Source organism: Stenotrophomonas sp. YJH_SMC_106-19 (assembly GCF_059368375.1).
The window spans coordinates 172,919-191,875 of record NZ_JCAFRQ010000002.1 but is presented as its reverse complement, the minus strand read 5'-3'; the positions used below and the strand labels follow the sequence as shown (position 1 = coordinate 191,875).

Annotated in this window: 19 protein-coding genes; 15 read left to right on the top strand and 4 right to left on the bottom strand. The window is 67.2% G+C overall.

Annotation, left to right across the window (positions count from 1 at the left end):
• Positions 1 to 47: 47 nt before the first annotated feature.
• From AC5P5M_RS08410 to AC5P5M_RS08400, 3 genes are all read right to left on the bottom strand, one after another.
• Complete coding sequence (locus AC5P5M_RS08410) at positions 48 to 950, bottom strand: sulfurtransferase (RefSeq protein ID WP_053518214.1); 903 nt, start codon at positions 948 to 950, stop codon at positions 48 to 50.
• Positions 947 to 1,759: a CoA pyrophosphatase gene (locus AC5P5M_RS08405; protein WP_065181204.1), complete on the bottom strand. Its 813-nt coding sequence runs from the start codon at positions 1,757 to 1,759 to the stop codon at positions 947 to 949. The genes AC5P5M_RS08410 and AC5P5M_RS08405 overlap by 4 nt, the downstream gene beginning before the upstream one ends.
• A gap of 166 nt (positions 1,760 to 1,925) precedes the next feature.
• The gene (locus AC5P5M_RS08400; protein ID WP_005408797.1) at positions 1,926 to 2,627 is read right to left on the bottom strand and encodes an FKBP-type peptidyl-prolyl cis-trans isomerase; all 702 of its coding nucleotides are present in this window, start codon (positions 2,625 to 2,627) and stop codon (positions 1,926 to 1,928) included.
• A gap of 167 nt (positions 2,628 to 2,794) precedes the next feature.
• Here AC5P5M_RS08400 and AC5P5M_RS08395 point away from each other — a divergent pair, with 167 nt between their 5' ends.
• From AC5P5M_RS08395 to rnt, 15 genes are all read left to right on the top strand, one after another.
• Positions 2,795 to 3,577: an enoyl-CoA hydratase/isomerase family protein gene (locus AC5P5M_RS08395; RefSeq protein ID WP_445393741.1), complete on the top strand. Its 783-nt coding sequence runs from the start codon at positions 2,795 to 2,797 to the stop codon at positions 3,575 to 3,577.
• 4 nt (positions 3,578 to 3,581) lie between these two features.
• Positions 3,582 to 3,935, top strand: a complete 354-nt coding sequence (locus AC5P5M_RS08390) for a hypothetical protein (protein ID WP_053518210.1) — start codon at positions 3,582 to 3,584, stop codon at positions 3,933 to 3,935.
• Positions 3,935 to 4,624: an endonuclease III gene (gene nth, locus AC5P5M_RS08385; RefSeq protein ID WP_065181202.1), complete on the top strand. Its 690-nt coding sequence runs from the start codon at positions 3,935 to 3,937 to the stop codon at positions 4,622 to 4,624. Before AC5P5M_RS08390 ends, nth begins: the two co-directional genes overlap by 1 nt.
• Positions 4,625 to 4,816: 192 nt before the next feature.
• Complete coding sequence (locus tag AC5P5M_RS08380) at positions 4,817 to 6,028, top strand: OprO/OprP family phosphate-selective porin (RefSeq protein WP_065174723.1); 1,212 nt, start codon at positions 4,817 to 4,819, stop codon at positions 6,026 to 6,028.
• Between the two features lie 208 nt (positions 6,029 to 6,236).
• Positions 6,237 to 7,256 carry a phosphate ABC transporter substrate-binding protein PstS gene (pstS, locus tag AC5P5M_RS08375; RefSeq protein ID WP_065174722.1) on the top strand — a complete coding sequence of 340 codons (1,020 nt, stop codon included), beginning with the start codon at positions 6,237 to 6,239 and terminating at the stop codon, positions 7,254 to 7,256.
• Positions 7,257 to 7,575: 319 nt separating this feature from the next.
• A complete protein-coding gene (gene pstS, locus AC5P5M_RS08370; protein WP_053518206.1) occupies positions 7,576 to 8,664 on the top strand; it encodes a phosphate ABC transporter substrate-binding protein PstS in 1,089 nt (362 codons plus the stop codon).
• Between the two features lie 82 nt (positions 8,665 to 8,746).
• On the top strand, positions 8,747 to 9,715 hold the full coding sequence (pstC, locus tag AC5P5M_RS08365; protein ID WP_053518204.1) for a phosphate ABC transporter permease subunit PstC: 969 nt from the start codon (positions 8,747 to 8,749) through the stop codon (positions 9,713 to 9,715).
• The gene (pstA, locus tag AC5P5M_RS08360) at positions 9,715 to 10,578 is read left to right on the top strand and encodes a phosphate ABC transporter permease PstA (protein WP_053518203.1); all 864 of its coding nucleotides are present in this window, start codon (positions 9,715 to 9,717) and stop codon (positions 10,576 to 10,578) included. Before pstC ends, pstA begins: the two co-directional genes overlap by 1 nt.
• Before the next feature lie 19 nt (positions 10,579 to 10,597).
• Positions 10,598 to 11,428 (top strand): phosphate ABC transporter ATP-binding protein PstB, encoded by an 831-nt coding sequence (gene pstB, locus AC5P5M_RS08355; protein ID WP_053518202.1) that lies wholly within the window; start codon positions 10,598 to 10,600, stop codon positions 11,426 to 11,428.
• A 67-nt stretch (positions 11,429 to 11,495) separates the two neighbouring features.
• On the top strand, positions 11,496 to 12,203 hold the full coding sequence (gene phoU / locus AC5P5M_RS08350; protein WP_053518201.1) for a phosphate signaling complex protein PhoU: 708 nt from the start codon (positions 11,496 to 11,498) through the stop codon (positions 12,201 to 12,203).
• Positions 12,204 to 12,460: 257 nt separating this feature from the next.
• Positions 12,461 to 12,811, top strand: coding sequence for an HvfA family oxazolone/thioamide-modified RiPP metallophore (locus AC5P5M_RS08345; RefSeq protein ID WP_053518199.1), 351 nt, complete (start codon positions 12,461 to 12,463; stop codon positions 12,809 to 12,811).
• Positions 12,798 to 13,676, top strand: coding sequence for an HvfB family MNIO-type RiPP peptide maturase (locus tag AC5P5M_RS08340; protein WP_111185743.1), 879 nt, complete (start codon positions 12,798 to 12,800; stop codon positions 13,674 to 13,676). The genes AC5P5M_RS08345 and AC5P5M_RS08340 overlap by 14 nt, the downstream gene beginning before the upstream one ends.
• Positions 13,669 to 14,424 carry an HvfC family RiPP maturation protein gene (locus AC5P5M_RS08335; RefSeq protein WP_128987826.1) on the top strand — a complete coding sequence of 252 codons (756 nt, stop codon included), beginning with the start codon at positions 13,669 to 13,671 and terminating at the stop codon, positions 14,422 to 14,424. The genes AC5P5M_RS08340 and AC5P5M_RS08335 overlap by 8 nt, the downstream gene beginning before the upstream one ends.
• A 23-nt stretch (positions 14,425 to 14,447) precedes the next feature.
• Positions 14,448 to 14,978 (top strand): HvfX family Cu-binding RiPP maturation protein, encoded by a 531-nt coding sequence (locus tag AC5P5M_RS08330; protein ID WP_111185747.1) that lies wholly within the window; start codon positions 14,448 to 14,450, stop codon positions 14,976 to 14,978.
• A 140-nt stretch (positions 14,979 to 15,118) separates the two neighbouring features.
• Entirely contained in the window at positions 15,119 to 15,703 is a 585-nt protein-coding gene (gene rnt, locus AC5P5M_RS08325; protein WP_053518226.1) for a ribonuclease T, read from the top strand.
• Positions 15,704 to 15,766: 63 nt separating this feature from the next.
• Here the strand turns inward: rnt and AC5P5M_RS08320 are convergent, their stop codons facing one another.
• Entirely contained in the window at positions 15,767 to 18,793 is a 3,027-nt protein-coding gene (locus AC5P5M_RS08320) for a ligand-binding sensor domain-containing diguanylate cyclase (protein ID WP_065181197.1), read from the bottom strand.
• Positions 18,794 to 18,957 lie beyond the last annotated feature (164 nt).

The window sequence follows — 18,957 nt, the reverse complement described above, 5'->3', positions numbered from 1 at the left end:
GGCAGATCCGTTCTGCGCGGGAAAACGGATCTGACCCCGGTTCTGTCTCAGGTACCGCTGGCGACCGGTCGGCTGCTGTCGCTCACCCAGCCGCTCCAGGAATCGGCATAGATGCGCGCCCCGGACAGGCCCGCCGCTTCCATCGCCAGCAGCAGATGGCACGCCGTCACGCCGGAACCACACATCAGTACGACCTGCTGCGGATCGCGATTGCCGATGATGCCCTGCAGCTCGGCACGCAGCTCCTGCGTATCGCGCATGCGGCCATCGAGCACATTGGATGCGAACGGGCGGTTGACCGCGCCGGGCACGTGGCCGGCGACCGGATCCAGCGGTTCGACCTCACCGCGGAAGCGCTCTCCCGCGCGGGCGTCCAGCAACCAGCCCGGCGCATGCTTGAGCCGGGCGGTGATCTCGTCGGCATTGGCGATCTGCGTGGTGTCAAAGCGCCCCGGATAGGCCGGCTGGGCCGGAACCTCGCCCGCACCGGTCGCCAGCGGCAGCCCCGCTGCCTGCCAGGCCGCAATGCCTCCATCGAGCACCGCCACCCGCGCGTGGCCCATCAGGCGCAGCAGCCACCACAGGCGCGCGGCGGCCATGCTGCCATCGCTGCCGTCGTAGACCACGACCTGGGTCTCCGGGGCGATACCCCAGCGACCCAGCCGTGCGGCGAACGCGTCGCTGTCCGGCAGCGGGTGGCGACCGTGGCCGGCACGGGTGAGGTCGGACAGATCCCGGTTGAGGTCGGCGTACACCGCACCGGGGACATGACCGGCCAGGTACTGGCCCTCGCCCGCCTGCGGATCGCCCAGCGACGCGCGCGCATCGACCACACGCACGGCGGTGCTCGCCGTTGCACGGGCGTCGACCACGCGCACGTCCTCGCCCAGTGCAGCGGCGAGGGTGGCGACATCGACCAGGGTGGTCCACGGCGGATCGATCGGCTTCATTGCACTTGCTCCAGGCGGCGACGCAGGTTGTAGAGAATGGCCGCCGTCGCCCCCCAGATCCGCTGGCCAGGCCAGCCGTACTCGAGCACATGACGGATGCGGCCACGATGATTGATTTCGACCTGGCGCAGGTTGTCGGCCGCCATCAGGTAATCCAGTGGCACCTCGAACACCTCGGCCACTTCACTGGGCTGAGGCACGGGCACGAAATCCGGATCGACCACCGCCACCACCGGGGTGACACGGTAACCGGTGATGGTCACGAACGGATCGAGGTAGCCCAGCGGCTGCACCTGCGCAGGCGCCAGCGCGATTTCTTCCTGGCTTTCGCGCAGCGCTGCGGCCAGCGCATCGCGATCATCCGGCTCGGTACGGCCGCCGGGAAAGCCGACCTGGCCGCCGTGCTGTCGCAGGGTTTCAGTGCGACGGGTCAGGATCACCTGCGCGCCGCTGGCACGCGGCACGATGCCGGCCAACACCGCCGCTTCCACCGGCGGACCCGGCGGCAGCAGGTCGATCAGTTCACTGCGGTTCCAACCGTCACCGGCGGGCGGGGCGGCCAGCGGATGCAATGCGCGCAACAGGCGATCATGGTCGGCCAGCGAGCCGTGCAGCGATTGCTGCAGCTGCTCGCGCAGCGGCAGCACGCGATGCAGGATGTGGCTGCGTTCGCTGTCGCTCATCGACGACCACCGTGTGATCTCGTCGATGTGCCGCCGGCAACCGCGGCACAGCCGGTTGCCATCCAGCTTGCACGTTCCGATGCAGGGGCTTGCGACAACACGCGCCGGGTCTTCCGTAGTTTGCACGTTGCAACAGTAGCGCGATTGCGCTGAATTTGCGCGGGCTGAAGATGCGGCATGCGGTCCTTCGCCGCGCGCCTTCGCCGAGCATGGCCCGATGCTGCCGGCCGCGCGCGGCGCAAACAAAAACGCGCCGGTGGGATCACCGGCGCGTTGATGTTGATGCGGAGGCTTACTTGACGCTGACCAGCTTGATCTCGAACTGCACGGCCACGTTCGGCGGGAACGGGGTGCGCGGGTCGGCACCGTACGCCTGGTCCGGCGGCAGGGTGACTTCCCACTTCGAACCCGCCGGCATCTGCAGCAGGGTCTCACGCATGGCCTTCATTTCGACTTCGCTGACCTTGATCGACGGAATCTGCTGGGCCGGGCGGGCCTCGGTCGGGCGCTGGCCGTACGGGAACGGACCGGCAACTTCCAGCTGCACGGTGCTGGCCTGGGTCGGCTTGGCACCCTTGCCGGCTTCGATCACGCGGTACTGGACGCCGCTCGGCAGGGACTGCACGCCGGCCTTGGCCTTGTTCGCCGCGATGAACTGATCGCTCTTGGTCTTGTTTTCGGCAGCGGCCTTTTCGTACTCGGCCTTGGCGGCCTGGGCACGACCCTGCTCGCGCTTCTGGAACGCTTCAACGGCCGGCTTCAGCTGCTCGGCGGTGATCGCCGGCTGCTTCTTGGCGTAGGCGTCCTGCAGACCCTTCACCACCGAGTTGATGTCCAGCTGCTCACCACGACCGGTCAGCTCCGCCAGGTTGTTGCCGTAGTCGTAACCGAAGTAGTAGCTCAGCTTGCCCTTTTCGGACGAGACGTCCTGGGCGAAGGCATTGCCCGTCAGGGCCAGGGCCGCGACGGCGACCGCGATAGAACGCAACTTCATCAAACAGTTCTCCAGGGGTGGTAACTCAGGGACGTTCTGCGCCGCCCTGAGGCGACGGGTTAGGATAACGGCCACAACGTGTAACCGCTACTCACCACGCAGGCTATGACCTGTCTGCGCGGGCAGAGTTCAAAATCACTCTTTTTTAACGTTCCAGGAGTTTCACCGTGGCCGATGACCTGATCGCTGTCACCGACGATGGCGCCATCCGCACCGTGACCGTCCAGCGCCCGGACAAGCTCAATGCCCTCAATGCCGCGACCCTGCAGGGTCTGGCCGATGCGTTCAGGGACGCCGCGGCCGACCCCGAGGTGCGTGTGGTGGTGCTGACCGGTGCCGGCCAGAAGGCCTTCGTCGCCGGCGCCGACATCGCCGAGATGAACACACTCAGTGCGGTTCAGGGACGTGATTTCTCCCTGCTCGGCCAAGGACTGATGCGTCAGATCGAACGCATGCCCAAGCCGGTCATCGCCCGCGTCAACGGTTTTGCCCTGGGCGGCGGCCTGGAACTGGCGCTGGCCTGCCATCTGCGCGTTGCCGCTGACTCGGCCAAGGTCGGCCAGCCGGAGATCAATCTCGGCCTGATCCCCGGCTTCGGCGGCAGCCAGCGCCTGCTGCGCCTCTGCGGCCGGGCTGCCACCCTGGAACTGTGCCTGCTGGGTGCGCCCATCGATGCCGCCCGTGCGCTCGCGCTGGGCATCGTCAACGAGGTGGTGCCGGCGGCCGATCTGGACACCCGCGTGCAGGACATCGCCCGGCAGCTGGCACGCTCGGCGCCCCTGGCGCTGCGCGCCCTGCTTGATGCGGTCCACATCGGCGGCGAGTGCAGCCTGGAGGCGGGACTGGAGTACGAAAGCGCGCAGTTCGGCCTGCTGTTCGCCACCGAGGATATGCGCGAAGGCACCGGTGCCTTCCTGCAACGCCGTCCCCCCGCCTTCCAGAACCGTTGACCCCATGGCATCCCGACCCAACCCCGCGCTGCTGTTCGCCCGGGTCCAGGCAGACGATCTTGATGGTGCCCTGCAGGCCGGTCTGATGGACTATGTCGCCAACGAAGGCGACACACACGAGGTTCCCGGGCACCCGGAACTGCCGGAGGTGCTCAGCCAGGCGCGGCAGCAGTTGCAGCGCGCGTGGGCCGCACGTGACCGTTACCGCGCACGCGCGGTGCGCCTGGCCCGCCGCGACGCCGAACGCGATGCGCGTCGCACGCCGCGCCCGGCGCCGGACGTGAAACCTGCGCTGCCCGCCGCCGCTGCCGCCATCCTCGCCCGTGCCAAGGCACGCGCCACCGGCAAGGAGCGCTGATGGCCACCGCGAAGAAGGCCGCCCGCGCGCCAGCGCGGCGTGGCAGCAGCATGCCGCGCGCCGACGTGGTGGAAATGTTCACGCGCCTGCGCGAACTCAACCCGCATCCGAAGACCGAACTGGAATACAGCTCGCCGTTCGAACTGCTGGTGGCGGTGGCGTTGTCGGCGCAGGCCACCGATGTCGGCGTCAACAAGGCCACGCGTCGCCTGTTCCCCGTTGCCAACACGCCCGCGCAGATCCTGGCGCTGGGCGAGGACGGACTGAAGAAATACATCGCCACCATCGGCCTGTTCAACGCCAAGGCGAAAAACGTGATCGCCACCTGCGCGATCCTGCTGGAGAAACATGGCGGTGAAGTACCACGCGAACGCGAGGCACTGGAAGCCCTGCCCGGCGTCGGCCGCAAGACCGCCAACGTCGTGCTCAACACGGCTTTCGGCGAACCTGTGATGGCGGTGGATACGCACATCTTCCGCGTTGCGAACCGCACGGGACTGGCGCCGGGAAAGAACGTGCGCGAAGTCGAGGACAGGCTGGTCAAGGCGATTCCTGATGAATTCCTGCTCGACGCACATCACTGGTTGATACTGCACGGACGCTACGTCTGCAAGGCACGCAAGCCGGACTGCCCGGGATGCGTGATCGCTGATCTGTGCCGCTTCAAGGACAAGACACCGGCCCCCTGAGGCATCCCGCAGCGCCTGCGGGTAAATGCCATCGCAGCGCAATCCCCACGTCATATCGGCCCGGCATCAATGCCGGGCCCAGTCGTGGCAAGGGTCGCGGCGGACAGACTGCGCGCGGAAACTGTCACATTTACGCAATCTTTACCTTCTAGCCTGCGCGCATCTTCCCACCTGCCTGCAAGGCTCCTCTCCATGAAACTGCATCACCAACTCCTGACGGTGGCCGTGGCCGCTGCGCTCTATGTGCCGGCTGCCCACGCTGAAGTCGCCATCGACGTGATCGGCGGTTCGGAAATCACCTTCGAAGGCCTGGTCCAGGCCGACGGCAACTGGTTCCACAACGACGTCGTGGACCTCAATGGTGGCGATGCCGGCAATGGCAAGGACAGCGAGTTCGAGCTGCGCCGCGCCGAGCTGGTGCTCAAGGGCAAGGGCCCGGGCAACGTGGAGTGGGTGCTCGGCTACGACGCCAAGGCGGACAAGTTCCTCGACACCAACGTGAAGTACAAGCTGCTGGGCAATGCCAACCATTTCATCCAGGTCGGCCAGTTCAAGCAGCCCAACAGTCTGGAAGAGCTGTCCAGCACCAAGAACAACGACTTCATCTCCAAGGCCGCGGTCACCAACACCTACGCGATCGCCCGCCGCCTGGGTGGCGCCTACAGCTACGGCCAGGACAACTGGTCGGTCACCGCCAGCGCCTTCGGCCGCGAGCTGACCCGCAACCTGGCCCATGGCAGCGGCTACGGTGCGCGTGGCACCTGGGCTCCGATCAACGAGAAGGGCCAGGTCCTGCACTTCGGCCTGAGCTACGTGGACTACGACGCCGACGCCGACACCCTGCGCGTGCGCGCACGTCCGAACGCCGACCTGGCCACCGCCCGCCTGATCGACAGCGGCAACCTGACCGACACCGACCGCATCAGCACCGTCGGCGCCGAAGCCATGTACTTCCAGGGCCCGTTCAAGGCCCAGGCCGAGTACTACACCAGCAAGGCCAAGCGCTACGACCACGACAACTACACCAGCGACGGCTACTACATCAGCGGCCTGTGGAATGTCACCGGCGAGACCTGGAGCTACAAGGGTGGCACGCCCGGCACCGGCCTGCCGAACAACCCGGCCAGCGGCCAGTGGCAGCTTGGCGTGCGCTACGACCACATGGACCTCAACGACGGCAACCTGGCCGCGAACCCGGTCGCCGGTCGCCCGCCGATCGTCGATGGCGTGCTCGGCGGCAAGATGGATGTGTGGACCGTCGGCGCCAACTGGTACTGGCGCTCGAACTTCAAGCTGATGCTGAACTACGTGAAGGTCGACAGCAAGAAGTACAGCTCCAGCGCCCGCGGCTTCGTCAATGACGATCCGAACATCCTGGAAGCCCGCGCGCAGTTCTTCTGGTAAGAGCCCGCGTCATCGCATCACGCACCGGCAAGGGCACGACTGCGGTCGTGCCCTTGCCACGTGCGGTGACGCCTGTAACGCAGCGCGATCCCCCCATCCGATGTCACACCGGCGTCATATGACAGACCTTTCCGTGTCACGGAATGGTTATGGAATGTGCACCGATACGTTGGGCAACCGCCCTTCGACCACCCCAGGAGTCTCTCCCGTGATCCACGCCTTCAAGTCGCGCGCCGCTGTCGCCATCCTGGCCGCGTCGTCCGTGTTCGCCGCCAATGCTGCCGATGTCACCGGCGCGGGCGCCTCCTTCATCTACCCCGTGATGTCCAAGTGGTCGGCGGACTACAGCACCGCCACCGGCAAGAAGGTCAACTACCAGTCGATCGGTTCCGGCGGCGGCATTGCCCAGATCAAGGCAGCGACCGTCGATTTTGGTTCCTCCGACGCGCCGCTGAAGCCGGAAGAACTGGCTGCCGCCGGCCTGGCCCAGTTCCCGTCGGTGATCGGCGGCGTGGTGCCGGTGATCAACGTCGCCGGCGTCGCACCGGGTGCGCTGAAGCTCGATGGCCCGACCCTGGCCAACATCTTCCTGGGCAAGATCACCACCTGGAACGATCCGGCCATCACTGCACTGAACCCGGGCCTGACCCTGCCCAGCGGCAAGATCACCATCGTGCACCGCTCCGACGGTTCGGGCACCACCTTCAACTTCGTCAACTACCTGTCCAAGGTCAGCCCGGAGTGGAAGAGCAAGGTCGGTGAAGGCACCTCGGTGCAGTGGCCGGCGGGCATCGGCGGCAAGGGCAACGAAGGCGTGGCCGCCTACGTCAAGCAGATCAAGGGTGGCATCGGCTACGTCGAGCTGTCCTATGCGCTGCAGAACAAGATGTCGTACGCGGCAATGAAGAACGCCGCGGGCAAGATCGTGCAGCCGTCGGACGCCTCGTTCTCGGCCGCCGCCGCCAGCGCCGACTGGGCCAATGCCCGTGACTTCTACCTGGTGATGACCAATGCCCCGGGTGCCGATGCGTGGCCGATCACCGCCACCAACTTCATCCTGGTCCGCAAGCAGCCGAAGAACGTCGCCGGTGCCAAGGCCACGCAGGAGTTCTTCCGCTGGATCTACAGGAACGGCGACCAGCAGGCCAAGCAGCTTGATTACGTCCCGCTGCCGGACACCCTGGTCCGCCAGATCGAGACCTACTGGACCCAGAACCTGAAGTACTGAGCAAGACCTCCCCCGCAGGAGCGGGGCCGACGGGTCCTCTCTCCCCCGCCGGCCCCACCGGGCGCGAGATCCTCGGGATCTCGCGCTCTTCTCGTTTGTGGGGTCCGGCCTTCCACCGGACCGGCGACCCTGCCGGTGCGCAGATCGGGCGGCCGCGGCGGTCTCCGGGGATGTCCGCAGTGGGCGACGACCCTGTGAAACCCTTGTCGGAACGTGATCCAGGACACCTCTGTCATGGACGTCATACGGCTGTAACAAAAACATCATTTCATAGCCGCATCCGCCGACGCCGTCGGCTCTTCCCCGCTATGGAGTGACCATGAAACTGCACTCGGCCGGCCTCGCCGCCCTTTCCCTGGCCATTGCCCTGGGCCTGTCGGCCTGCGGTGGCGACAAGCAGGCCGCGCAGCAGCCGGCCGCCGACGGTGCCGCTGCCCCGGCTGCCGCCGGTGCGAAGGTGACCGCCGAAGTCTCCGGCGCCGGCGCGTCCTTCATCTTCCCGCTGGTGTCGAAGTGGTCGGCCGACTACAACGCCAGCACCGGCGCCAAGATCAACTACCAGTCCATCGGTTCCGGCGGCGGCATCGCCCAGATCAAGGCCGGCACGGTCGACTTCGGCTCGTCCGACAAGCCGCTGAGCAGCGAGGAGCTGGCGCAGGCCGGCCTGGCCCAGTTCCCGTCGGCCATCGGCGGCGTGGTGCCGGTCGTCAACATCGAAGGCCTGGAAGCGGGCAAGCTGCGCCTGAGCGGCGCCCTGCTGGCCGACATCTTCCTCGGCAAGGTCAAGACCTGGAACGACCCGGCGATCGTCGCTGCCAACCCTGGCGTGACCCTGCCGGACGGCAAGATCACCATCGTCCACCGTTCGGACGGCTCGGGCACCACCTTCAACTTCTCCAACTACCTGTCCAAGGTCAGCCCGGAGTGGAAGAGCAAGGTCGGCGAAGGCACTTCGGTGCAGTGGCCGGACGGTGTGGGCGGCAAGGGCAACGAAGGCGTCGCCTCGTACGTCAAGCAGATCAAGGGCTCGATCGGCTACGTCGAACTGGCCTACGCGCTGCAGAACGCCATGCCGTACACCTCGCTGCAGAATGCCGCCGGCACCTGGGTGCAGCCGAGCGCGGAGACCTTCGCCGCTGCGGCCGCCAGCGCCGACTGGGCCAGCGCCAAGGACTTCAATCTGGTCATCACCAATGCTCCGGGTGAGCAGGCGTGGCCGATCACCGCCACCAACTTCATGCTGATGCAGAAGCAGCCGAAGGATGCCAAGCGCAACCAGGACACCCTGGCCTTCTTCAAGTGGGCCTTCGAGAACGGCCAGGCCCAGGCCAACGAGCTGCACTATGTGCCGCTGCCGGCCGAACTGGTCACGCAGATCGAGGCCTACTGGGCGACCGAACTGAAGTGATGGATCCGACGGTGCCCGCCGCGTGCGGGCACCGTGTCTTCCACGCCGTGCCGCCCCGCCCCTTCCTGGCCCTGCCGTCCCCATGAATGCCATCGCCCAGCCTGTAGCCGCCCCGTCCACGCGTGACGCGCGTGATGCCCGCAACGACAAACTGTTCCGATGGGTGCTGGTCGGCACCGTCATCTTCGTCCTGATCGCCCTGGCCTGCGCGGCTCTGTCGATGCTGTGGGGCGGCCGTCATGCCCTGCAGATGCAGGGCCTGAGCTTCTTCTTCTCTTCCGACTGGAATCCGGTCGAAAACAAGTTCGGTGCGCTTGCTCCGATCTACGGCACCCTGGTCACCGCGCTGATCGCGATGGTCATCGCCGTGCCGGTCAGCTTCGGCATCGCCTTCTTCCTGACCGAAGTGGCGCCACGCTGGCTGCGGGGGCCGGTCGGCACCGCCATCGAACTGCTGGCAGGCATTCCCTCCATCATCTACGGCATGTGGGGCCTGTTCGTGCTGGTACCGGTGATGACCGAGTACGTCACCCCGTTCCTCAACGAAACGCTGGGCGAATGGCCGGTCATCGGCCCGATCTTCCAGGGCCCACCGCTGGGCATCGGCATGCTGACCGCCGGCTTCGTGCTGGCCATCATGGTCATCCCGTTCATCTCTTCGGTCATGCGCGAGGTGTTCCTGACCGTACCGACCCGCCTGAAGGAATCGGCCTATGCGCTGGGGTCGACCAAGTGGGAAGTGAGCTGGGACATCGTGCTGCCCTACACCCGTTCGGCGGTGATCGGCGGCGTCTTCCTCGGCCTTGGCCGCGCACTGGGCGAGACCATGGCCGTGGCCTTCGTGATCGGCAACAGCGTGCGCCTGTCGCCGTCACTGCTGGAGCCGGGCACCACCATCGCCGCCCTGATCGCCAACGACTTCGGCGAGGCCACTGAAACCTACCGCTCGGCGCTGCTGCTGCTTGGCTTCGTCCTGTTCATCGTCACCTTCGTGGTGCTCGCCATCGCCCGCCTGATGCTGATGCGCCTGGCCCGCAAGGAGGGCAACTGATGTCCACCACCGCTGACTCGCTGTACCTGCGCCGCCGCATCGGCAATGTCGTCGCCATCGCGCTGTCCTGCGCCACCGCGCTGTTCGGTCTGTTCTTCCTGGGCTGGATCCTGTTCACCCTGGCCGCGAAGGGCCTGGCCGGCATCAACCTGGACCTGTTCACCAAGATGACACCGCCGCCGATGCAGGAAGGCGGCCTGGCCAACGCCTTCTTCGGCAGCGCGGTGATGTGTGCGCTGGCGATCGGCATCGGCACCCCGCTGGGTGTCCTGGCCGGCACCTGGCTGGCCGAGTACGGCAATGCCCGCAAGGCCGGCACCGTGGTCCGCTTCGTCAACGACATCCTGCTGTCGGCCCCGTCGATCGTGCTGGGCCTGTTCGTCTACACCCTGTACGTGATGCAGACCGGCGGCCAGTTCTCCGCCTTCGCCGGTGCGCTGTCGCTGGCCTTCATCGTGCTGCCGGTGGTGGTGCGTACCACCGACGAAATGCTGCGCCTGGTGCCCTCGCAGATGCGCGAAGCGGCGCTGTCGCTGGGCATCCCGCAATGGAAGGTGATCGTGCAGGTGCTCTACCGCAGCGCCTCGGCCGGCATCATCACCGGCATCCTGCTGGCGCTGGCCCGCATCTCCGGTGAGACCGCACCGCTGCTGTTCACTGCCTTCGGCAACCAGTACTGGAACAGCAACGTGTTCCAGCCGATGGCCTCGGTGCCGGTGGTGATGAACCAGTTCGCCGGCAGCCCGTACGAATCCTGGCAGGTGCTGGCCTGGGCCGGTGCCCTGGTGCTGACCGTCTTCGTGTTGCTGGTCAGCCTCGCCGCCCGCGGCCTCCTGCTGCGCAACCGCATATCCCATGACTGACCTTTCCGTGGAAACCACCATGAACGATCTTTCCAATGCCGTGCCGATGCAGCGCATCGCCGTGCCGGCCTCGCACGAGAACCTGCATACCCCGGCTCCGGTCAAGCTCGCTGCGCGTGGCCTGGACTTCTACTACGACAAGTTCCACGCCCTCAAGGGCATCAACCTGGAGATCCCGGAAAAGCGCGTCACCGCGCTGATCGGCCCCTCCGGTTGCGGCAAGTCGACCCTGCTGCGCATCTTCAACCGCATCTACGCGCTGTACCCGAAGCTGGAAGCACGCGGCGAAGTGCTGCTGGACGGCGAGAACATCCTGTCGCCGAAGTTCCCGATGAACCGGCTGCGCAGCAAAGTAGGCATGGTGTTCCAGAAGCCGGTGCCGTTCCCGATGACGATCTTCGAGAACGTGGCCTACGGCATCCGCCACCACGAGAAGCTGTCCAAGGGTGAGATGAGCGACCGCGTCGAGCAGGCACTGCGTCAGGGCGCGCTGTGGGACGAGGTGAAGGACAAGCTCAACCAGAGCGCGCTGGGTCTTTCCGGTGGCCAGCAGCAGCGCCTGTGCATCGCCCGCGCCGTCGCCCTGCGCCCCGACGTGCTGCTACTGGACGAACCGACTTCGGCACTGGACCCGATCTCCACCAGCCGCATCGAGCAGCTGGTGGAAGAGCTCAAGAACGATTACACCATCGTCATCGTCACCCACAACATGCAGCAGGCCGCCCGCGTATCGGACTACACCGCCTTCATGTACCTGGGCGACCTGATCGAACATGACCGCACCGAAGTGATCTTCTCGCAGCCGTCCAAGCAGCAGACCGAGGACTACATCACCGGTCGCTTCGGCTGACCGGACCGCGGCTTCTTCACAGACAACGCCAGTCGGGCATGGCCCGGCTCTACATGACGGAACAACCATGAATCTTCCCAACGACCACATCGTCAAGAGCTACGACGAAGAGCAGCAGCGCCTGGTGGCCGAAATCGTGCGCATGGGCGAGATGGCCGTCGCCCAGCTCGAAGCATCGATGGACGTGATCGAGAAGCGCGATGAGAACGCCGCCCATCGCATCATCGCCAACGATGAGGCGATCGATGCACTGGAGCAGCAGATCAGCCACGACGTGATGCGCCTTGCGCTGCGCGGCCCGATGGCGCGCGACCTGCGCGAAATCCTTGCGGGCCTGCGCATCCCCGCCGACATCGAGCGGATCGGCGACTACGCGGCCAACGTTGCCAAGCGTTCGATCGCACTGGGCAAGGTGCCGCCGCTGCCGCAGATCCAGGGCCTGCGCGCCCTGGGCCGGCTGGCCGCACAGCAGGTGCGCCGCGCCATCGCGGCCTACCGCGACAATGATGCCGAGGCGGCGCTGGCCCTGCGCGAGGATGACGCGCGCCTGGATGCGCAGTACACCGCGCTGTTCCGCGAACTGCTGACCTACATGATGGAAGATCCGCGCAACATCACGCCGTGCACCCACCTGCTGTTCATGGCCAAGAATCTGGAACGCGTGGGCGACCACGCCACCAACATCGCCGAGAACGTCTGGTTCCTCGTGCATGGAGAGCAGCCGCTGCCGCCGCGCGAGAAGCGCGACGAAACCTCCAGCACCGGTCAGCCCTGACGCTGCACTGCAACACCGGAGTCGACTCCAGAGTGGCCGCTGTCCGCGCGACAGCGGCCTTTCTTTTTGGGCCTTCCAGCATTTCCAAAGGCGCCGCGCCTGGCTGGCAAGGCCCCGCCCCCTGACTGCGCGGAAAATCTCACGAAAATTTGAGTTCTCTGCGAGGATTCGTTGAGTAGGATCGGCGCACGATCGCTTCCACCGGCACCTCTGCCGGCCACCCGGGCACCTGCCCACACCACCCAGGAGCACAACCGATGAGCAGTACCAACAAGACCCTGTCCCTGCTGACCGCTACCGCCCTTGTCGCCGGCCTGGGCATGACGGCCAGCGCTTCGGCTCTGAGCATGAGCGATCTGGCGCAGGGCTATCTGGTGGCCGGCCAGGCCGCCAAGGCCACCGATGCCAAGGCTGCCGACGCGCGTACCGGCGACGCCGCCAAGCATGCCGAAGGCAAGTGCGGCGCCGATGGCAAGAGCGCCGAAGGCAAGTGTGGTGGCGACAAGGGCAAGGCCGCCGCCGGCACCGATGCAAAGGCCAAGAGCACCGGCGACAAGAAGGCGGCCGAAGGCAAGTGCGGCGAAGGCAAGTGCGGTGGCAAGCACTGACGTCCGCGCCAGCGCTGTCCACCGGCGGTCGCCGCTTCCCGCGGCGGCCGCCGGGTTGGGCCTGCGCCGCGCGCTGCTGCAGGCGCTGCGCGAGGCGCCGGCCGGCGACTTCGACTTCCTCGAATGTGCACCGGAGAACTGGATCCACGTAGGCGGCCCGGCAGGCGATGCACTGGCCGAACTGGCGGCGCGGCATCCGCTGAGCTGCCACGGCCTGTCGCTGTCGCTGGGCGGCAGTGCACCGCTGGACACGCAGCTGCTGGCACAGGTTGGCCGGTTCCTGGACGAGCACCGCGTGCCGCTCTACAGCGAGCACCTGAGCTACTGCAGCGACGACGGCCATCTGTACGACCTGCTGCCGATTCCGTTCACCGATGAAGCCGTGCGCCATACCGCCACGCGCATTGCCCGTGTGCAGGACCTGCTCGGCCGGCGCATCGCGGTGGAGAACGTGTCCTACTACCTGGCACCGGAACCGTCCATGGACGAACTGTCCTTCACCAACGCGGTGCTTGCCGAAGCGGACTGCGACCTGCTGCTGGACGTCAACAACGTCTACGTCAACGCCTGCAACCATGGCTACGACGCCGACACGTTCATCGCCGGCCTGCCGGCACAGCGCATCGTCTGCCTGCACGTGGCCGGGCACCTGGATGAAGCGCCGGACCTGAAGATCGACACCCATGGCAGCGCCGTGATCGATCCGGTCTGGGAGCTGCTGGCACGTACCTATGCGCGCATCGGCCCCCGCCCCACCCTGCTCGAACGCGACTTCAACTTCCCCCCATACGCCGAGCTCCAGAGCGAGCTGCAGACCATCCGCCGCCTGCAGGCCGACCCAGCCGGAGGCAGCACGCATGGCTGAAGCGCCGGAACGGCTGCGTGCGCAGCAGCACGCGTTCACCGCCCATCTGCGCGACCCGGACACCGTGGCCGCGCCGGCCGGCATGGAGCCGCGACGCGTAGCGGTGTACCAGCGCCTGCTGTTCAACAACCTGCTGGGTCTGTTGAGCAACGGGTTCCCGGTCTGCGTGCGCCTGCTCGGTGAACCGGGCTGGAGTGCCCTGGTGCGCAGCTACTTCGCGACGCATCGCTGCCGCAGTCCGCTGTTCACCGAACTGGCTGCCGAGTTCGTGCAGTGGCTGCAGGCACAGCCGCAGCTTCCGCATCCGGCGCTGGCCGAGCTGGCCCACTACGAGTGGGTGGAAACGGCGTTGTACCAGCTGCAGGCCGAGCCGCTGCCGGTGGCCGGCGCGATCGATCCGCGGGTGGTCGCCCTGCAGCGTTCGCCGCTGGCCTGGCCCTTGCTGTATCAATGGCCGGTCCACCGGCTTGGCGCGGACGATGCGCCGCGCACGGCTCCGGCCGAGCCGACCGGCCTGCTGGTCCGGCGCGATGCTGACGGTGAGGTGCGTTTCGCCAGCCTCAGCCCACTGGCGGTGCATCTGCTGGCCCGCATCGGCGAGCAGCCCGGCGCCGATGGCAACACCTACCTGCGGCAGCTGGCACTGGCACACGGGCTGGAGGAGCACGCGTTGGACGAGGCCGGTGCCGCCCTGCTGCAACAGTTCCTGCAAGCCGGCGTAATCGGCCCGATCACGCCGCCGCCCTGACGCCCCACTCCCGGAGATTCCCGATGAACTACCCGATCCTGGCCACCGCGCGTGGCCAGCTGGACCGTCTCGCCCCCTGGTTGGCCCCGCTGGGCCTGCGCGTACTGCTGGCCTGGGAGTACTTCGAATCCGGCCTCGAGAAACTGCACGGCCAGAACTGGTTCGCCGACCTGCAGCAGGCCTTTCCGTTTCCATTCGACCACTTGCCGGCCGCGCTGAACTGGCAACTGGCCACTTGGTTCGAACTGCTGGGTGCCGCCTGCCTGCTCGTCGGTTTCGGCACCCGCTTTGCCGCTGCCAGCCTGCTGGTGCTGACCGTGGTGGCGACCCATGCGGTGCACTGGCCGATGGAATGGCACTCGCTGGGCGACCTCGCCATGGGGTATGCAATCAGCGACCAAGGCTTCGGCAACTTCAAACTGCCCGTGCTGTTCATGGCGATGCTGCTGCCGTTGCTGTTCGCTGGCGCCGGCAGGCTGAGCGTCGATGCACTGCTGGCCCGGCATGGCGCTGGCGGGGGCACCTGGGCGGGAGCCGGTCCGCGATGCCGCTGATTGGCGCGCCGCCCGCAACGCCCCATCCGGCTGCGCGCACCGGGCGCTCAGGAACGCTCTGCTAGAATCCACGCATGACCGACCCCACCCCCGCACCTGACGTCGCCCCCGTTTCCGCAGTACCGCAGGCGCAGCGTGCGATGTCACAACGCTTCCGTGGCTTCCTGCCGGTGGTGGTGGACGTGGAGACCGGCGGCTTCGACGCCCAGCGCAACGCGCTGCTGGAGATCGCGGCGGTGCCGATCGAGATGGACGAGAACGGCCTGCTCTTCCCCGGGCAGACCGCCAGCGCGCATGTCGTGCCGGCCGAAGGGCTGGAAATCGATCCGAAGTCGCTGGAAGTCACCGGCATCATCCTGGATCACCCGTTCCGGCTGGCCAAGGAAGAGCGCGCCGCGCTGGACCATATCTTCACCCCGGTTCGCGCCGCAATGAAGAAGTACGGCTGTCAGCGCGCAATCCTGGTCGGCCACAACGCGCATTTCGACCTCGGTTTCGTCAATGCCGCCGTCGCCCGTACCGGGCACAAGCGCAATCCGTTCCACCCCTTCAGCGTATTCGACACGGTGACGCTGGCCGGCATCGCATACGGGCAGACGGTGCTGGCACGTGCTGCCAATGCGGCGGGACTGGGCTGGGATGCCAACGAAGCGCATAGCGCGGTGTACGACACCGAGCAGACGGCACGGCTGTTCTGCACGATCGCCAACGCCTGGCCGCGGTAACCGTCAGCGCCCCTCTCGCCGCGCAGGCGTGGGTGCCGACCGTGGGCCGGCACCGCCGGCGCGTCAACCGATGCTCGTGCGATCCCGCCCATCGCTCTTGGCACGGTAGAGCGCGCGGTCGGCGCGCTGGTACAGCAGGGCCGGGGTGCGGTCTTCGGCCTCCAGTTCGACCAGTCCCGCACTGAAGGTCACCCTCAGTCCATCCACGCCCGCCCAGTCCGGGTGGTCATGGAACAGCCCCCGCAACCGCGCGCACAGCTGCGCGGCTTCCTCCAGCCGGGTGTCGTTGAGCAGCAGCGCGAATTCTTCGCCGCCCGTGCGCGCAGGCAGGTCCGAGTCACGACAGGCCGTGGCGATCACCCGCGCCACCTCGACCAGTACCGCATCACCGGTACTGTGGCTGTAGCGATCGTTGACAGCCTTGAAGTGATCGATATCCAGCACCACCAGGCATAACGGGTGGCCGCTGCGCTGCGATCGTGCGAAGTCACGCGCCAGGGTTTCATCAAAGCCGCGGCGGTTGGCCAATCCGGTCAGCGCATCCTCCCGCGCCTGGCGCTCGAACGCTTCGGCCTGCCGTGCGAGGCGTTCGGCCAGCTCGGTCTTCTCCTGGTTCACCGCCTGCAGATGGACGGTCTGGGCCTGCAGGTCGAAGGTGGCCTCGTCCACGCGGCGAGCCAGACGCAGGTTGCTGGCCTTCAGCTGCTGCAGCAGGAAGCGGTACAGCGCCACCAGCCCGGCCAACAGCAGGATGCCGCCCAGCGCCTGCACGCTGCGCCGTTGCCACCAGAACGGCTCCACGCTGAAGCTCCATACGGCTTCCTGCTGGCCCCAGGCGCCACTCGGGTGCGCGGCGGCCACGTGCAGCGTGTAATCGCCCGGTGGCAGGCCAACGAACTCCACGCTGCGCTGTGGACCGCGCTCGACCCAGCCGCTGTCCAGTCCATCCAGGCGCGTGCGGTAGCGGATCCGGTCCGACATCAGGTAGCTCAGGCCGACATAGCTCACCGCGAGGCGACGACCACCGGGAATCAGATTGCGTTCGGCGCCCTCCCAGTGCACCGGCGCGCCGTCCACCTGCACGTTCTCGATCGCCGCTGGCGGTGCCCGCCGTTCGCGGAAGCGCTGCAGGCGCTGCGGATCGACCGTACTCAGGCCCCCCGCGGTGACCACCCAGAAGGTGCCATCCTGGCGCAGGATCGCCGAGGGGCCGGAGCTGCCGTTGGCCTGTGCATTGGCCATGCCGTCGATCTCGTTGTAGCGCTCCACGCTCACCCGCGGCGCGCGGCCGTCGGCCACGGCATTGAGAGTCGCCATGTCGGTGCGCAGCACGCCACGGTTGCTGCTGATCCATACGTTGCCCAGCCGGTCGGGTACCAGCTGGAACACCGCGTCGACCGGCATGCCCTGCTCCAGGCCGACGCGGGCCAGCCGCCCGCCTTGCCAGCGGTACAGGCCACGATCACTGCTGATCCACATCGCGTCACCGAGCTGGTGGAAGCCGAACACACTGCGTCCGCCCCCCAGCGGCGCCAGATCGATCGCCTGCACACGGTTGCCGCGCAGCACGCGGATGCCCTCGATCGTGCCGATCCACAGGTTGCCCTGGTGATCGTGTTCCAGCGCTGTGATCAGCCCGGTCGGCATGCCCGCCACCGGCGACACCTGCACCCGGTCGCCGTCGATGCGCACCACTCCCTTCTGCGTTCCGGCCCAGACCGCCCCGCTCGAATCCACGCTGATCGCGCGGATGTTGCCACCCGGCATGCCATCGTCGGCGGCGTAGTTGTGGCGCAGGCGGCCGTCCCGGGACAGGCGGTAGACGCCGTCACCGAAGGTTCCCACCCAGAGATCGCCGTCCGGCCCCTGCGCCAGGCTCAGCACCGACGGCGCCTTGCCACCGCGGTTGTGCAGCGGCATGGCCTGGAAACGGCCATCGGCATTCTGTCGATCCAGGCCACTGGCACTGCCCACCCACAGCTGGCGGTCACGATCTTCCAGCACGGTGCGCACGTAATCGCCGCTGAGCCCATCGCGCTCGGTGTAGCTGCTGAACAGGGTCTCGCGCAGGCGGTACAGACCGCCGTTGGCCCCCACCCAGATGCTGCCCTCGTCATCCTCGCGCAGGCTCACCACGCGCCCGCCCGGCAGGCTCAGGCCCGCAGGCAGCCGCTCCAGTCCATGCGAGGAAATCCGCAGCAGCCCCTGGTTCTCGGTGCCCAGCCAGAGATCACCGTGGCGGTCCTGCAGCATCGAGGTCAGGTGCAGCTGGCCCGGCAGCCGGTGCACCAGCACCAGCCGGTCATCCTCGACCCGGTACAGGCGCTCGCCCGCCACGATCCACAGCGCACCGTCCGGCGCCCGGTACGGCCAGGACAGGCCACTGCCCGCGCCCAGCCCCCAGGCGGCGGGCGCGCGCTTCAGCACGCCATCGTTGTCACGCAGTACCAGGCCATCGAGCGTGCCGACCCAGACCCGATCCTGCGCATCCACCACCAGTTTGGTGAAGCTCATCGCCATCGGCAGATCGGCAGCCGGCGCCTGATAGACAAGGCCTTTGTCCGGCGCGAGATAACCCAGGCCCTTGCCTTCGTAGAGCAGCCACAGGCGCCCCTGGCTGTCCATCTGCATCGACTGGATCAGTACCTGCGGGGTATCCGGCTGGTGCTCCCACACACGCCACTGGCCATCACTGCCACGTCGGCTGACATTGCCGCGCGAGTCGCTGATCCACAGCCCGCCCTGACGGTCGACGAACAACGCGCCGATGCCGTTGTCGCGCAGCCCGGGCCGCGTGCTGCGGTCGTACACGGTGAAATCCAGGCCGTTGTAGCGCACCAGGCCTTCCCAGGTGGCAAACCAGAGATGGCCTTCCGGCGTCTGCGCGATGTCGCGCAGCGAGTTGTGCGGCAGGCCGTTGCGCGAGGTCCACACATCGATGGCGTAGTCGCGCAGCGGCGGTGCACCGCTCTGTGCCTGCAACGGCAATGCAGCAGCCAGCAGCAGCCACAGAAGGCTGTGTCGCAGCACCGCCCTCCAGTCCCACGCGTGACGCTCCACCCAGCGCCCGTCGTCCCCCTGCCCGCCCATCACCGCAGCAGTGGCGGCCGGGTACTGCGGCCAGGCGGGGCGGCAGGTGGAAATGCCCAGGCAGCGCGGGGCGGCGTGCCGACGGGAACAGGCTGGCTCATCGGGGGGCGTCTGGGGAGATGCGCGAATGATAGGGCAAACGCCAGCCCGCCGCGCCTGCCCAG

What these genes read in the sequence shown, in the direction of transcription:
- AC5P5M_RS08410 (WP_053518214.1), bottom strand. Translation starts at nt 950, where the DNA reads ATGAAGCCGATCGATCCGCCGTGGACCACCCTGGTCGATGTCGCCACC.
- AC5P5M_RS08400 (WP_005408797.1), bottom strand. Translation starts at nt 2,627, where the DNA reads ATGAAGTTGCGTTCTATCGCGGTCGCCGTCGCGGCCCTGGCCCTGACG.
- AC5P5M_RS08390 (WP_053518210.1), top strand. Translation starts at nt 3,582, where the DNA reads ATGGCATCCCGACCCAACCCCGCGCTGCTGTTCGCCCGGGTCCAGGCA.
- nth (WP_065181202.1), top strand. Translation starts at nt 3,935, where the DNA reads ATGGCCACCGCGAAGAAGGCCGCCCGCGCGCCAGCGCGGCGTGGCAGC.
- AC5P5M_RS08380 (WP_065174723.1), top strand. Translation starts at nt 4,817, where the DNA reads ATGAAACTGCATCACCAACTCCTGACGGTGGCCGTGGCCGCTGCGCTC.
- pstS (WP_053518206.1), top strand. Translation starts at nt 7,576, where the DNA reads ATGAAACTGCACTCGGCCGGCCTCGCCGCCCTTTCCCTGGCCATTGCC.
- pstC (WP_053518204.1), top strand. Translation starts at nt 8,747, where the DNA reads ATGAATGCCATCGCCCAGCCTGTAGCCGCCCCGTCCACGCGTGACGCG.
- pstA (WP_053518203.1), top strand. Translation starts at nt 9,715, where the DNA reads ATGTCCACCACCGCTGACTCGCTGTACCTGCGCCGCCGCATCGGCAAT.
- pstB (WP_053518202.1), top strand. Translation starts at nt 10,598, where the DNA reads ATGAACGATCTTTCCAATGCCGTGCCGATGCAGCGCATCGCCGTGCCG.
- phoU (WP_053518201.1), top strand. Translation starts at nt 11,496, where the DNA reads ATGAATCTTCCCAACGACCACATCGTCAAGAGCTACGACGAAGAGCAG.
- AC5P5M_RS08345 (WP_053518199.1), top strand. Translation starts at nt 12,461, where the DNA reads ATGAGCAGTACCAACAAGACCCTGTCCCTGCTGACCGCTACCGCCCTT.
- AC5P5M_RS08335 (WP_128987826.1), top strand. Translation starts at nt 13,669, where the DNA reads ATGGCTGAAGCGCCGGAACGGCTGCGTGCGCAGCAGCACGCGTTCACC.
- AC5P5M_RS08330 (WP_111185747.1), top strand. Translation starts at nt 14,448, where the DNA reads ATGAACTACCCGATCCTGGCCACCGCGCGTGGCCAGCTGGACCGTCTC.
- rnt (WP_053518226.1), top strand. Translation starts at nt 15,119, where the DNA reads ATGTCACAACGCTTCCGTGGCTTCCTGCCGGTGGTGGTGGACGTGGAG.
- AC5P5M_RS08320 (WP_065181197.1), bottom strand. Translation starts at nt 18,793, where the DNA reads ATGGGCGGGCAGGGGGACGACGGGCGCTGGGTGGAGCGTCACGCGTGG.